Source organism: Alteromonas sp. BL110, from assembly GCF_003443615.1.
Taxonomy (GTDB): Bacteria; Pseudomonadota; Gammaproteobacteria; order Enterobacterales; family Alteromonadaceae; genus Alteromonas.
In genome coordinates, this window is sequence record NZ_CP031967.1 from 2241645 (window position 1) to 2256613 (window position 14969).

Sequence of the window (14969 nt, forward strand, 5' to 3'; positions counted from 1 at the left end):
TTTTCGTTAGGAAGCACTTATTTAAGCGTGTATTCCTAGGTCATAGTAACAAACTCTTCCGCGCTGGTAGGGTGAATGGCTACACAGGCATCAAAGTCAGCTTTGGTCGCGCCCATTTTTATGGCAACAGCGAAGCCTTGCAGAATTTCATCCATACCGTGACCAATACCATGAAGGCCTACCACTTTTTCGTCTTTACCCGCGCATACAAGCTTCATCTTGGTCATTTGACGGTGGCGGGTTACCGCCGTGTACATAGACGCAAAGCTAGAAGTGTATACTTTAATATTGTCCTCGCCATATTCTTCTATAGCTTCTGGCTCAGTTAAGCCGATTGTGCCAATAGGTGGGTGACTAAAGACCACAGTTGGAATCATCGAGTAATCCATGTGAGCGTCTTTTTGGCCGTTAAACAAGCGTTCGCTTAGCAGGCGGCCCGCTTTTACTGCTACTGGAGTAAGCTCTGCCTCGCCGGTAATATCACCTACTGCGTACACGTTTTTCGCTGTGGTGTTTTGGTACTTATCTACTTTAACTGTACCGTCATCACTTAACTCAACATCGGTATTTTCAATATCAATTTTGTCGGTAGACGGCTTGCGTCCAATCGCCCAAATTAAGCAGTCAGCCTTTAGCACTTCACCATTGGTTAAATGTACTGATAATTCGCCATCGTCAGCCTTTTCTACCTTCTCTACACTGGCATGGTCGTGCAGTTTGCAGCCTTCAGCGTGGATCATATCCACCAAGGTTTCGTGAATCAGCGGATCAAAGTTTCTGAGCGGGGCGTGTTTACGAACCACCAAATGTGACTCTGTACCTAGCGCATGAAGTACACCAGCTAACTCAACGCCTATGTATCCAGCACCAACTACAACAGCACGCTTAGGTTGCTCTTTAAGTGCAAAGAAACCATCAGAATCAATACCGTACTGCGCACCTTCAATATCTGGGATGATTGGGCGGCCGCCTACAGCAATCGTAATATGATCAGCCGTGTACTTTTCGCCGTTTACTTCTACCGTGTTGTTATCAATGAACTTCGCAAAACCGCGAATTAAGGTAACGTCGTTTGCAGTAAGAACGCGGTCGTACGAGGCATGAATACGCTCAATATATGCCTGGCGGCTGGCAATAAGACTGTCCCAGCTAAAATGGTTGACTGACAAATCGAACCCGTATTCAGGCGCGTAACGATGTATGGCCTCGGCAACCTGAGCGCCGTACCACATGGCTTTTTTCGGTACGCATCCAACGTTTACACAGGTACCGCCAATATCTTTTGCTTCAATAATAGCGGCTTTCTTTCCGTGCTTCGCTGCACGGTTCGCAGATGCAATACCGCCACTGCCACCACCAATACAAATATAATCAAAATGTGTCATTCAAAAAGCCTTCTTTATCGGGTTTACGATCGTGCACACAAGCATAAATGCTTAAACACGTTCGCACAGCAAATCATTTTTAAACGGTTCTGTTTGTAAGATTAATCAAAAGACCGGGACTTGCTTAATCGTGTTTCAATTAGTTAGTCAATGGGGACAATGTAGTCTAAATAAAAGGGCGAGGCGCAACCCGCCATAACTATGTTGCGCTAGCTCTATTTTAGCTCAGTGCCTTCAGAACTTACTCACTTATAGTAGCAGAAAGCTCTTCCGGTTCTATTTGAATACTAAACGCTTTTCCACGCTCCTCTTCAAAATGCACAAGTTTTTGAATGGTAGCGTCACTAAATACGTGACCTTCAGGAAGTATAAGGATATGGCTGTCGTTATATAAATTTTGAGCAAGCACCATACCCGCCTTAAGTTGCGAGGCTTTCAATGATGTAGAAAGTAGCTTAGATGTAGTCACATCCTCTGCCTCGAGTAAAAGGTCTAAAAACTCGCCGTCATAACGGGTGTTTCGGTGCTTTTTCATTTCAAGTTTGGCATCTCGAGGGCTCATTTCAACGCCGCTCATTCTGCCTGTAACTAAGCGCCAGTAATCTCGGGCTATTGCTAAAATACGCGCGCCAGCGGGAATTTCTTTCGCCACTTTGTTGTATAAACCAGAGCCGTTATAGTGTTCGAACTGAAACTCGATGATATCTGAAACTTGATGAAGCTCATGTGCTGGGGCAAGTATCAATGCCGCTTGTTTGGTTTGCGATAAGTAATTTTGCTGTTGTTGGTATTTAAGCTTTGAGAATGGCGCATTAAAATCTTCGGTTTCAAGGCCTAACAGCCCAAGCTCACATATGAGACCCGCGTAGCGAACTTGTTTTATTTCGTCTTTCTCTAATCGAGCAATACGCGCAAGTTTAGAGGACAACTCACTTACCTCAATGGCAAATTTCCCGTTAATATTTGGGTTAATGCTAATCACGTTGAACAGCACCTGCTCCATGGCAATATTGTGCTTTTCAATTTTGTTCAGCGCAGCTTTAATTTGGCGAGTACGCTTTTGAACCACTTGTTCTAGCGATGCATTTATATCTCTGAGCTTTCTATTCTGAAGGCGTGTAAGTTTTTGAAGACGTGTATTTTCCGCTTTCAACTTAACACGCTCTAACCCTTCCTCAACTACTGATATTAGCTCTTGGTTGTCCCATGGCTTTTGAAGGTAGCGATGAATCTTGCCCTGATTAACTGCTTTGATCGTAGATTCAATATCCGCATAACCGGTAAGTACTACTCTAAATGTGTCGGGATAATTAATAGCGACCTGTTCAAGAAGCTCAGCTCCGGACATTTGAGGCATCTTCATATCTGATATTACAACGTGTACTTCGTTGTTACTCATCAACTCGAGTGCTTTGGCGCCGCTATCTGCAAGCAGTAGTGTTATATCCATGGTGAAGAGCGCACGTTTAATTGCACGAAGAATATTAGGCTCGTCGTCCACAAACAGCACGGTATAGGTTGTAGCTTGTTCAGTAGGCTCTGTCATAAAAAATTATCCTTATATGCGACGTAACAACTATCACATGCAATGGCATGTTTTAACACTATTACTCTATGCATTATCAGCGTCACCGTTACTTTGTGAGTCTTTGGATACGGGGTTGATAGGAAGAGCCAGTGTAAAGGTACTACCGTCTCCTTCAGTGCTGGTGGCAGATAATGTCCCACCGTGTTCTTGCGCGATACCAAATGAAATTGAAAGACCTAGCCCCGTCCCTTGCCCTTCTGGCTTGGTCGTGAAGAAAGGGTTAAATAGTTTATCAAGGTGACTAGGCGGAATTCCACAGCCTGAATCCTCTACCCGCAATTCTACAAACTCGCCAACAGTGCAAGTTGTAATAATGATCTTTCCGTTTTGGCTAGTGGCTTCTATAGCTTGGCCAGCGTTAATGAGCAAATTAGTAATAACTTGAGAGATTTTACCAACGTTCATTTCTACATCTGGGATCCTTCCTAAATGGGTTTCTACCGTACAGATATATTTCAGTTGATTGTTAACCATAGCCAAGGTGGTGCGCACACAATCATTAATATTGTGTTTTTGCATTTGGTCGCTATCAACCCGAGAAAACAATTTAAGGCCTTTAACTATCTCGGCCACACGCTGCAAGCCTTCGCGAGAGTCACTCAGCAAATCAGAAATATCTTCATTAATGAAAGCCATATCTTGATTACCCAACATCTTCTCTAGTTCAACAAGTGATGCTGCACGTTTATTTTCATCTTTCTCGTCTATAACAACTTGAATTTGAGAGAAGATCATTTGATAAGTAGCAACGTATTCACTGAGCGTCGAAATATTACTGCTCACAAAACCTACGGGGTTATTAATTTCATGGGCAACGCCGGCGGCTAGCTGGCCTACTGATGCCATTTTTTCAGCTTGAAGCAGTTGGACTTGGGCTTCTTTTAAGTCTTTGTTTGTTTCTTCTAGTTGGTAATTTTTTTGATTGAGTAAAGACGTTCTGTCTTGCACTTTTTCTTCAAGAAGCGTGTTTAACTCTTTAAGCTCATCCTGTGCATGCTGACGTTGTTCGTGTTCTTCTTTTAGCCGCTCTACGAGTTGATTAAAAGCTTCAGCGAGCTCGCTTAACTCATCTTTGCCTCTAACGGGAACAAACACTTCTCTGTAATTATTGTACTTAACTGCCTCGCCAAGGTGTTTAGCACCCTGCAAAAGCTGCTGAAGCTGAGACATTAAAAACGAACCAAGTAGATATGAACACAAGCCAACTAGCACGAACTCCATTAAAGCAAGCGTTACAGTCCAGTTTCTCACCCTTGAGACCGACGCTGTTACGGAGGCTATGTTTAAACCGATTTCAACATAGCCGTATAACGTTCTATTCACCATAATTGGAGCGCGGGTATCGTATACTCCATCATCTGCTTCTGACACTGATAAATCTGCTTCAAAAGGTCGGTTGAGTGCAGTCTCATCACCTTTTTCTACAAACACATTGCCAAGTTTATCTTTTACCCTGACGTAGGAAATATTCGGATTAGTAAGAATTTCAGACACATCGGCATCTAGTGATGCTAAGTCATAACTTAAAAAAGCATTTTTTGTTGTAGAAACGAAAAGCGCAACCGTGGTGTCAGCAGACTTTTTAATGTTGCTATCAACAAGATCATTTAATAATTGGAACACGGTGACAATTAGCACCAGCAGCAAGAGCGCTGCGATGCTAGCAATGCCAGTTATTGTTTTAAATCGTAACGACAGCTTCATCTGCTCGTTTCTCATAGATGTGGTCTAGAAAGCGATGCAATACCCAGCTCTCTAACGTCATTCCAATCACTGTCGTTAGATTCAACAAATTCACTCAACCCAATTTTTCGAAGAATTGAAGACTTACTACTGTCATTAGATAATGCAATCAATGCATTAAGAATAGCTTGTCTATCTGCTGGCGCCATTTCGGAGTGAGTGGCTATTGCGTGAGGCGTGTAACCTTTGCTTTCCCAAAGCACGCGTAAATCACTTTTCACTGCATCAGGTGAAATATTTAGCGTACGAAGAATGCCTCCACCTGCTTTGAAAAAATCACGCTGAACCGACAAGTACACGGAATCGTGCGAATTTACGTAACGTGGAATAAATGCAACATTATTATTGCGCAGGTGGGCGCTGGTAATGATAGTGGCCGCAAATGCTGCGGGCGCTGGGAAGGCAATTTCGGCACCATTTAAATCTGCAATCGACTGAATAGTACTGTCCTTATGTACCACGATTAATCCGCGAATCTTTTTGTCACCTTGTCGAGCAAGAGAGCGATAGCCTGCAGATTCGTTAAAAACTACAAAGTGATAGGGGTTCATGTAGGCGATGTCGTAAAGCCCAGAAGTCAAGTTCGCTTCGAATGTGGGTATATCTTTAGCTGTCTTAAACTCGATGGTAAGCCCAGTGAAATTACTTACATAATCAATAAGCGGTTGCCACCTTTCAGCCAAGGTTTTGGCTGACTGCTGCGGAACGACAGCGAAAGTCAGCGTTTTCGCGTTAGATGAGAGCGGAAATATAGTAAGACATAGCACTACCAAAATGAACTTTGCTAACCACGACATAATATTTCCCTTCCAATTGACTTACATCGACATGAATTGTTCTAGGACATTCGTTAAATCATGGTTTGAAAAAGGTTTTTGAAGCGTTGCATCAGCGCCGATCTCCAGTGCACGTTCAAGACTAATATCGTCTAAGGCAGAGATAACGATAATTTTTAAGTCTTTGTGCTTGCTCTGCTCTCGAGTGAATTCAATGACACTGTAGCCATCCATGCCTGGCATACTCAGGTCGAGGGTCATTACTTTAGGTTCATACTGGCTTAACATGATACCGGCTTGGAACCCGCCGGTCGCGATATATGAATCAAACCCTGCACGTCTAGCTACGCGCTGTATTGATTTCGCTACGGGCATTTCGTCGTCTACAATGAGAACAGATGGCGAAGCAATGCCTTTGAGCGCGTCAGGGATTGGCATGTCGTGACGTTCAAGGAACTCAATAAAGTCTTCGACCAGAATACGATTGTTACCACGCCCCGGAAGCTTAAAGCCCTTTAGCTTCCCGCTTTCAATCCATCGAATTACAGTGCGAAGATTCACATCGCAATATGAAGCTATATCGCCAGAGGTTAAGGTTTTCATATCTAAGCCTTGTAGATTTATTAATCAGAATTATAGACGCTGTACTACAAGGAGACAAAGTAGACAAAAGGATGAAATGTGACATTTGTGACAGTATTTTTGCAAAATCAGACCTGCAAACTACCTTGCTAATGTTTATGAGAGATCTACTTTTGGCCCAACGACTCCCGACACATCTTCGTGATCCTTACTCTAAAACTAGAAGTAACTTCAAGATAGGTCAACAGCGGCTCAAACAATAGCTTGCTTTTAGTCAACGAAACCCCATCATTATTTTATCAATGTGTTAAGAGTGAAAAAGATTATGACAACCCCTGCAATTGAGATGGTAGACGGCCTACCAATTTTTTCAGCTATTGAGCCTGACTCTATTAAGCCTGCTATCGAAAAAGCAATCGACGCTTGTAAAAGTGAGATAGAGGAAGTGGTAGCGTCGAATGATTACTCTTACAAGAATTTAGTATTACGCCTTGAAGAGGTAGACGACCGCTTAAGTAAAATGTTTTCACCTGTGTCTCATATGAACAGCGTAGTAAGCAGCGATGAATTGCGCGAGGCGCATGATGCGTGTTTGCCCCTTTTATCTGAATACGGTACTTGGGTAGGCCAGCACGAAGGTCTTTACAATGCGTATGCATCACTTAAAGCGTCGGACGAGTTTGAAACCTTAAGTGAAGAGCAACAGAAAGTAATCGAGAACGCGGTACGCGACTTTACGCTTTCAGGTGTTGCCTTGCCTGCACAGCAGAAAAAACGTTTTGCAGAAATTCAGGCGAAACTTAGTGAGTTGTCGTCGACTTTCTCAAACAACGTGATGGATGCCACTATGGGCTGGACTAAACACATCACCGATGAATCTGAGCTTGCGGGTATGCCAGAGTCAGCCCTTGAAGCGGCAGCGCAAGCAGCGCATCAAAAAGACTTGCAAGGGTGGTTGTTCACCCTAGATATTCCATCTTATTTGCCGGTTATGCTTTACGCCGATAATCGTGAACTTCGCGAAGAAATGTATCGTGCTTATTCAACCAAAGCGTCTGACCAAGGGCCAAATGCCGGTAAGTGGGATAATACCGATATTATCAAAGAGACCTTAACACTGCGCACTGAGCTTGCTGAACTATTGGGCTTTTCAAGCTATGCGGAGCGTTCACTGGCAACTAAAATGGCAAATTCTACCGAGCAGGTTATAGGCTTCTTACGTGATTTGGCGGCTAAGTCTAAACCTCAGGCTGAAAAGGAGCTTGAAGAAGTAATAGCGTATGCGAAAGACAAACACGGTGTTTCTGAACTAGCAGCGTGGGATTTGCCATACTACAGCGAAAAATTAAAGCAAGAAAAGTACACCATTTCTGATGAAATGCTGCGCCCTTATTTCCCTGAAGACAAAGTGCTCTCAGGTCTTTTTGAAGTAGTACATCGCCTATACGGTTTGAAAATTATTGAGCAGCCTGGCATCGACACTTGGCATAAAGATGTGCGTTATTTCACTATAACCGACGATGCCGACGCGTTACGTGGTAGCTTTTACCTAGACTTGTACGCACGCGCTAAAAAACGGGGCGGAGCATGGATGGATGAATGCCGTGTACGTCGTGAAAAGATGGATGGTGAATTACAGCTGCCAGTGGCGTATTTGACATGTAACTTCAATGCCCCTGTTGGCGATAAGCCTGCACTGTTTACCCATGATGAAGTGGTGACCTTGTTCCACGAGTTCGGTCATGGCATTCACCACATGCTCACTAAAATGCGCGTTGCTGGTGTCTCGGGTATTAACGGCGTGCCGTGGGATGCTGTTGAATTGCCAAGCCAGTTTTTAGAAAACTGGTGTTGGGAAGAAGACGCCCTTAACTTTATTTCTGGTCACTATGAGACCGGTGAGCCGCTTCCGGCTGATTTGCTTGATCGCATGCTTGCCGCCCGTGATTATCAGTCTGCTATGCAGATGGTTCGTCAACTTGAATTCAGCCTGTTCGATTTCTTACTGCACAGTGAGAAAGGCAGCGAAGTAGACGTGCAGGGCATATTAGACAAAGTGCGCGAAGAAGTTGCCGTAGTCATACCGCCATCGTTTAATCGCTTCCAAAATGGTTTCGGACACATATTTGCAGGTGGATATGCGGCGGGCTATTACAGCTACAAATGGGCAGAAGTACTCTCAGCTGACGCGTACAGCAAGTTTGAAGAAGATGGCATTTTCAATCGCGACACAGGCAAAGCCTTTTTAGAAAACATTCTAGAAATGGGCGGCAGTAAGCCTCCTATGGATTTATTTGTTGCCTTTAGAGGGCGCGAGCCAAAAGTAGACGCCTTGCTTCGACATAGCGGCATTAAAGGCTAAGCGGATATGGTTGAGTCTAAGGCAGAGCCTTTTTTATCTATATACCGCCGAGCGTGCGAGCGAAAAGGCGGTGAAAGGGGGCTTGAGGCAATGCTTCAAGCACCGCTTTCTAAAGCGCAAATTGAAGCCATTAGTGATGATCGTTTTCTAGCGGCAATGACTAAGCAAGTTTTTAAATCTGGCTTTGTTTGGCGAGTCATAGAACAAAAGTGGCCAGCTTTTGAAGATGTATTTTTTGGTTTCAATATTGATAAAGTGTTGTTGATGCCAGATGAAATGCTAGAGCAGAAAGCGTCAGACAAGCGCATCGTTCGTAACTATAAAAAAGTGATGACAGTGCGCGACAATGCCATGATGATCAAAGATGTCGCTATGGAATACGGTAGCTTTGGCAAATTTGCAGCTAGCTTTGATAAAGACAATATCACCGAGCTTTGGGCCTTTTTAAAAAAGCGCGGCGCGCGATTAGGTGGCAATACAGGTCCGTACATGCTTCGCGCTCTGGGTGTTGATACTTTTTTGTTTTCTCGTGACGTTGAAGATTACCTTCGCAAAAATGAGATTATAGATGGCGGGTTAACATCGAAAAAGTCGTTGTCGGCAGCCAATGTCGCATTTGCTCAATGGCATAAAGAAAGCGGTCGTTCGCTACAAGAAATTAGTGCTATTGTAGCTTTTAGCTGGGGCACGAATAATCTTACGGCTTAGTACGAGTTAGGATTGTATAGGGCATGCTAGCGTATCTCAAAGGCAGGCATGCACCTAGCAAGCTCACTTAAAAAGCAAGCGAACAGGTAGGTTTGCATTATAAGGCAGACGGGCATAAAGCTTTTGCTTCAGCACACAATCCTATACACTTCGGCATTAATAAAAATATTCAAATTACAGGACTGTCATGAGCGACAATCAAACTCCCGCTACGCAAGCAGACTCTGCAATCGACAATGCTAACGAGCATACGACGCACTTCGGTTTTAAGCAGGTAGACAAAGGGCAAAAAGCTTCTTTAGTTGCTAATGTTTTTGACTCTGTTGCTGCGAAGTACGACGTAATGAACGACTTTATGTCAATGGGAGTACATCGTTTATGGAAGCGATTTACCATTGATTGCAGCGGTGTTCGCGCGGGCAATAAAGTACTGGATATTGCGGGAGGCACTGGCGATTTAACGGCTAAGTTTTCTCGTTTGGTAGGTCCCACAGGGCGCGTAACCTTAGCTGATATTAATTTGTCTATGTTAAAGGTAGGTCGTGATAAATTGCGTGACCGCGGTTTGGTTAGCAATATTGATTATGTGCAAGCTGACGCGGAAGCACTGCCGTTTCCTGACAACCATTTCGATGTTGTGACCATGGCATTTGGTCTTCGAAACGTGACGGAAAAGCAAAACGCGCTAAATTCTATTTTCCGCGTGTTAAAACCAGGCGGCCGTTTACTGGTATTAGAATTTTCTAAGCCTACGTCAGAGCAGCTCAGCAAACTTTACGACATGTATTCGTTCCACATCTTGCCCAAAATGGGGCAGCTGGTGGCAAACGATGCAGAAAGCTACCAATATCTTGCAGAAAGCATCCGTATGCACCCAGATCAAGAAACCTTAAAAGGGATGTTTGAACAGGCGGGCTTTGAACAATGTGATTACCAAAACCTAACCGGCGGTATTGTGGCTCTGCACAGAGGCTACAAGTTTTAATGCCTACTTCAGCGCTTGTTACCGCTACGGTTGAATCGGCTCTAAACAAACTGCTGTCTTTAGATGAAGGCAGCGAAAAAAAGCTAAAAGCCCTCAATGGCGCCAGGCTTACGGCGTTTGTTTCGCCGCTGCCTTACGGTATCACCTTGTCTTTTTCTGATCGTGTCGACGTGCTAAGCGAACAGGGCTCGTTTGAAGATGCTGTGGCGTCGCTTGGAGCAAAAGACTGCTGTATTAAAACGTCGCTACAGACCTTGCCAGAGTTAAAAGAAACCAGCCAATTGACTCGCCTCATTCAACAAAAAGCACTCTTTTTAGAAGGGGAGCTCAACGTCGCTCAGCAAGTCAGCGCCTTATTTCAGCAGCTCGATATCGACGTTGAAGAGTTGCTCGCGCAAAAGACCAATGACGTTATTGCCCACCAAACCGTGAAAACGGTAAAAACAGTGCATGAAAAATCGATGACGGCGCTAGCGTCTTTGGCGAAGGTCTTCGGCAATGCCGTGGTAGAAGAAAAACAGCTAGCAGCACATAAGCTTGCGGTAATGCACTTCAGTGATGAAGTGAATGTGCTTCGCGATAGGGCAGAGAGTGCCGAAGCAAGATTGCGTCGTTTAGAAGAAAAACTTAAGTAATATTGAGAGAAGCAGGCTCATAAATGCGTATTGTTAGGTTATACCGAATTAACAAGGTATTGTTGGAACACGGCTTAGATGAACTTATTCCAGCAAAGTGGTTACCCTGGTACGCGCGAATTATGCGCCATGCCATTTTTTGGGTGCGCAATAAGCATAAAGGGAAATCACCTGGCGAGCGCATTACTCTTGCATTGCAAAACCTTGGGCCGGTCTTTATCAAGTTTGGTCAAATGCTGTCTACACGCCGCGATTTGCTTCCCCCTGCCATTGCTAATGAGCTTGCCCGCTTACAAGATAAAGTACCTCCATTCTCGTCAGACGCTGCACAAAATATCATTAAGCAGGCACTAGGGCTGTCTGATTTAAAAGAGTTATTTAGCGAGTTTGAAACCGCACCACTTGCGTCGGCTTCTATTGCGCAAGTTCATGCAGCAAAGTTAAAGCACAATAACGAAGACGTTGTAGTAAAGGTATTAAGGCCAGATATTCGCGATACCATAGTGGCAGATATGGAGCTACTGTTTAGCTTAGCGAATGTTCTACAGCGTTGGTTGCCAGACGGCAAGCGCTTACGGCCGGTAGAAGTTGTCGTGGAATACCGTAAAACTATTGTCGATGAGCTCGATTTACTGCGTGAGTCGGCAAACGGTATCCAGCTAGGTCGTAATTTTGAGGGCTCAGACGCCTTATATGTACCTAAGATTTACAGCGACTACTGTCGCAGTAATGTATTGGTTATGGAGCGTATTTACGGCTTACCTATTTCTAATATCGATGCTTTGCTGACACAAAATACTAATATGAAAAAGTTAGCAGAACGCGGGGTTGAAGTGTTTTTTACCCAAGTATTTCGCGACAGCTTTTTCCATGCTGATATGCACCCAGGCAACATTTTTGTATCTACGGAACATCCTCAGAATCCAAAATATATCGCTATCGATTTTGGCATCGTAGGCACGCTTAACCGCGAAGATAAACGTTATTTGGCCGAAAACTTTATTGCATTTTTTAACCGCGATTATCGCAAGGTGGCGCAGCTTCACGCCGACTCAGGTTGGGTGCCGCAAGACACCAATATCGATGAATTCGAGATGGCCATTCGCACAGTATGCGAACCTATTTTTCAAAAGCCCTTGGCAGAAATATCATTTGGTAACGTACTGCTGCAGCTATTCAATACGGCTCGTCGTTTCAATATGGTAGTACAGCCTCAGCTTGTACTGCTGCAAAAAACACTGCTTTATATTGAAGGACTGGGGCGTCAGCTCTACCCCCAGCTCGATTTATGGAAAACCGCCAAGCCGTTCCTTGAAAACTGGATGAAAGAGCAAATTGGCTTTACGGCCATGATGGGGAAAGTGAAAGACAACCTACCTTTCTGGTCTGAAAAACTTCCCGAAATGCCGGACCTGCTTTACGATAGTTTGCAGCAAATGAAGCGCTTGCCTTTGCAACAGCAAAGAGCACATTTGGCACTGATACAAGAACAAAAGAAAACAACTCAGACCACTCATTTGAGCCTAGTAGGTGCAACCTTTGTACTGATGTCAGCTATATTGCCAATTTACGATTTATCATGGTATTTCCCTGCAGTTACAGGCGTAATTGGTGCACTTTGTTGGTATTTAGCGTGGCGGAAAGGGCTGTGATTTTTGTTACGCTGCGGTGAAATATTTATGAAATCCGTAGTTAATTGATTAATTTGTATAGTAATCGTCCCGAAGAGTGTTATAGTGGTTACGGCTTTAAGCCAAAGTCTTTAAATAGACGCGATTTTGTATTATTTGCTATATGTAAAACCACTCGAGTTACCCGGTAATTTGTTGTAAGTTGTTTGTCCATTCGTAAGTAAGACCCAATACTCCGCCAATTTGAAGACTCTAAAGAACTTTGTTACACGCGCTTATGCGCAATTTAATACGATATTTGAGGTCTATACGACATGTCTAAAGTTACAGGCACAGTTAAGTGGTTCAACGCTGATAAAGGTTACGGTTTCCTAACTCAGGATAACGGCGGCAAGGACGTTTTCGTTCATTTCCGTGCGATCATCTCTGACGGTTACAAAACGCTTCCAGAAGGTCAGCGAGTAGAATTTGAAGTTGAAGAAGGTCAAAAAGGTCTTCAAGCTGCTAACGTGCAAGCTATCTAAGAATTCAAAAACGGCGGTCATTTGACCGCCGTTTTTCTTTCTATCGTTTACATTCCTCACGCTCACACTACTCGCGTAAATAAGCTTTCAGTTAATATCACGTTTAACGAATGGCCCTTTTCAAACTAGTTTAAAACGTAGCTACCCTAACCATCTATTGTCTTCACAATAAAAACTACTAGCTAACCCCATTATATTTCATGCTTGCCGTATATTACTGATATCAATCCACAGCGGTATTGCGTAGTCATGGCGTTTAATGCTTTACTCATCACAACGACCATTTAGGTTACTTCAGGGAGTGCTTTATGCGCATGATATCAATTATTCGATCCTCACTGGCTGCTGTACTATTTCTTATTTGTTCAAACTCTATTTATGCTGCTCAGGCAAATGAGCGAGTCGCTGAAAACGCGGTTTTAGCGACTGTGCTAAATACCGAAATCCGCATGAACGACGTAATGCCTAGCGAAAAAGAGCGCAAGAACTTGAAGCAGCAGTCGAAAGACAATTATACCGAAATGCTTGAATATGTTGTCCGTGTTAATGCGTCTAACAAAATTTATGAGCTTGTATTAGAGGACTATGCAAAGCAAAAAGGTATTACTGTTAATCAAACACTGGTGAGTAAGTTTATTGAGAAGTTTGAAAGTCAGGTTTCAGGTGAATCTGCAACGAAACCCATTAAAGAAATAGCGGCCAAGCAGGTTATGCAATTTTACACAGAAAAAGCGATGTATGAAGAGTTTGGAGGGCGCGTTATTTTTCGTCAGTCTAACCCGCAAATGCCGATTGACGCTTATAATACACTGTTATCTCGCTATCGCGACGAAAGTAAACTCAACATAATAGATGAGGACTTGCGCGATGCATTTTGGGATGTATTTGCGCCTCCCTTTCAATTCGAAATAGCACCGGAAAATGTCGACTTTAATCAGCCCTGGTGGCTTTAGATGGTGAGTTTAGTTAGTAGCATTTAAAAAAGGCTTTAATTAGCACCCTAAAAAGTAAAGTGCCTGACGAAATTCCTTAAAAAACTAAAAATTTTGAAAAAAGGCAACACCTCACTATGCGTAGTGAAAATACAAGCAGTATAGACACAATCGACAAAGCCATTTTGGCCATTCTTCAGAATAATGCTGATACGCCTGTGGCAGAAATTGCCGAGCAAGTCGGGCTAACAGTAACGCCCTGCTGGCGACGTATTCAAAAGCTAGAAGGAAAGGGTGTAATCTCCAAGCGAGTGGCGTTATTGCAAGCAAAACAGTTAGGCCTTGCAATGACGGTTTTCGTTCAGGTAAAAGCAGGAAGGCATGATGGAAAGTGGCTAGCAAGCTTCGCTAAACACGCGGCGTCTTTTGATGAAGTCGTTGAATGTTATCGCATGTCCGGCGAATACGACTACCTGCTAAAAGTACTTGTTACCGATATGGATTGCTTTGATCATTTTTATAAGCGATTGGTTAACGGTATAGAGTTTTCAGACGTCACGTCAAGCTTTGCAATGGAGCAGATTAAGTACACAACCTCAGTGCCGTTAAACCACGTTTAAAATGCAAAAAAAAATGGGGCCGGTTTGACGGGCCCCATATAAATTAATGATTTTGTTCTTCAACGTGCTGGTCGGCAAATATCTTGGATTTCTTTTTAATTTTACATCCTAAGATACGCTGCGCATTTTTACGGCCGATATAGTGGGCGACTGTATAGGGGTGCGCGCGTTTGAAGAACCGTGAGAACGAATGGAATACATTTTCCATAGTATTGGCTCCTTCTGTAAAAAATTGCCCCAAATAAAATATAGTAATATTACAGTTTGATGTCAACAAAATATTGCCTGAGTTATCGTAGAAATTTCGTTCACATGGTAAGGATAGACTAGCGGGCGCTGATCATCCTCTATTCATTGGTATACATTGGTTGCTTGAACGGATCATATTTTGATCGCAGATTTTCAGATTGAGCCAATGAGCAACTAATAATAGTCGCCGCAAATGCCGCATGACAGGAAGGGAGTCGGAGACAGCAAAAACTCGCAACGTATAGGGTT

14 protein-coding genes are annotated in these 14969 nt (G+C 43.6%); 8 read left to right on the top strand and 6 right to left on the bottom strand.

The genetic code is table 11. The features are described 5' to 3' along the window. Positions 1-35: 35 nt before the first annotated feature. The 5 genes from gorA to D1814_RS09835 form a co-directional block, all read right to left on the bottom strand. A complete protein-coding gene (gene gorA / locus D1814_RS09815) occupies positions 36-1385 on the bottom strand; it encodes a glutathione-disulfide reductase (RefSeq protein ID WP_118491807.1) in 1350 nt (449 codons plus the stop codon). 241 nt (positions 1386-1626) lie between these two features. Then, positions 1627-2931, bottom strand: coding sequence for a response regulator (locus tag D1814_RS09820; RefSeq protein ID WP_118491809.1), 1305 nt, complete (start codon positions 2929-2931; stop codon positions 1627-1629). A gap of 66 nt (positions 2932-2997) precedes the next feature. Beyond that, entirely contained in the window at positions 2998-4677 is a 1680-nt protein-coding gene (locus D1814_RS09825; RefSeq protein ID WP_118495362.1) for a HAMP domain-containing sensor histidine kinase, read from the bottom strand. 11 nt (positions 4678-4688) lie between these two features. Continuing rightward, entirely contained in the window at positions 4689-5513 is an 825-nt protein-coding gene (locus tag D1814_RS09830; RefSeq protein ID WP_118491811.1) for a phosphate/phosphite/phosphonate ABC transporter substrate-binding protein, read from the bottom strand. A gap of 21 nt (positions 5514-5534) precedes the next feature. Next, positions 5535-6095 carry a response regulator gene (locus D1814_RS09835; RefSeq protein ID WP_118491813.1) on the bottom strand — a complete coding sequence of 187 codons (561 nt, stop codon included), beginning with the start codon at positions 6093-6095 and terminating at the stop codon, positions 5535-5537. A gap of 304 nt (positions 6096-6399) precedes the next feature. Between D1814_RS09835 and prlC the strand changes: the two genes are divergently transcribed. From prlC to D1814_RS09875, 8 genes are all read left to right on the top strand, one after another. Beyond that, positions 6400-8436 (top strand): oligopeptidase A, encoded by a 2037-nt coding sequence (gene prlC / locus D1814_RS09840; RefSeq protein WP_118491815.1) that lies wholly within the window; start codon positions 6400-6402, stop codon positions 8434-8436. A gap of 6 nt (positions 8437-8442) precedes the next feature. Beyond that, positions 8443-9144, top strand: a complete 702-nt coding sequence (locus tag D1814_RS09845) for a DNA-3-methyladenine glycosylase I (protein WP_118491817.1) — start codon at positions 8443-8445, stop codon at positions 9142-9144. A gap of 187 nt (positions 9145-9331) precedes the next feature. Further along, the gene (ubiE, locus tag D1814_RS09850; RefSeq protein ID WP_118491819.1) at positions 9332-10129 is read left to right on the top strand and encodes a bifunctional demethylmenaquinone methyltransferase/2-methoxy-6-polyprenyl-1,4-benzoquinol methylase UbiE; all 798 of its coding nucleotides are present in this window, start codon (positions 9332-9334) and stop codon (positions 10127-10129) included. Beyond that, complete coding sequence (locus D1814_RS09855) at positions 10129-10764, top strand: ubiquinone biosynthesis accessory factor UbiJ (protein ID WP_118491822.1); 636 nt, start codon at positions 10129-10131, stop codon at positions 10762-10764. The genes ubiE and D1814_RS09855 overlap by 1 nt, the downstream gene beginning before the upstream one ends. A 23-nt stretch (positions 10765-10787) precedes the next feature. After that, a complete protein-coding gene (gene ubiB / locus D1814_RS09860; RefSeq protein ID WP_118491824.1) occupies positions 10788-12416 on the top strand; it encodes a ubiquinone biosynthesis regulatory protein kinase UbiB in 1629 nt (542 codons plus the stop codon). Positions 12417-12709: 293 nt separating this feature from the next. Beyond that, positions 12710-12919: a transcription antiterminator/RNA stability regulator CspE gene (gene cspE, locus D1814_RS09865; protein ID WP_012519905.1), complete on the top strand. Its 210-nt coding sequence runs from the start codon at positions 12710-12712 to the stop codon at positions 12917-12919. 308 nt (positions 12920-13227) lie between these two features. After that, positions 13228-13872 carry a hypothetical protein gene (locus D1814_RS09870; RefSeq protein WP_118491826.1) on the top strand — a complete coding sequence of 215 codons (645 nt, stop codon included), beginning with the start codon at positions 13228-13230 and terminating at the stop codon, positions 13870-13872. 116 nt (positions 13873-13988) lie between these two features. Continuing rightward, on the top strand, positions 13989-14471 hold the full coding sequence (locus tag D1814_RS09875; RefSeq protein WP_118491828.1) for an Lrp/AsnC family transcriptional regulator: 483 nt from the start codon (positions 13989-13991) through the stop codon (positions 14469-14471). Positions 14472-14514: 43 nt separating this feature from the next. Here the strand turns inward: D1814_RS09875 and D1814_RS19425 are convergent, their stop codons facing one another. After that, positions 14515-14679 (bottom strand): hypothetical protein, encoded by a 165-nt coding sequence (locus D1814_RS19425; protein WP_162889828.1) that lies wholly within the window; start codon positions 14677-14679, stop codon positions 14515-14517. Positions 14680-14969 lie beyond the last annotated feature (290 nt).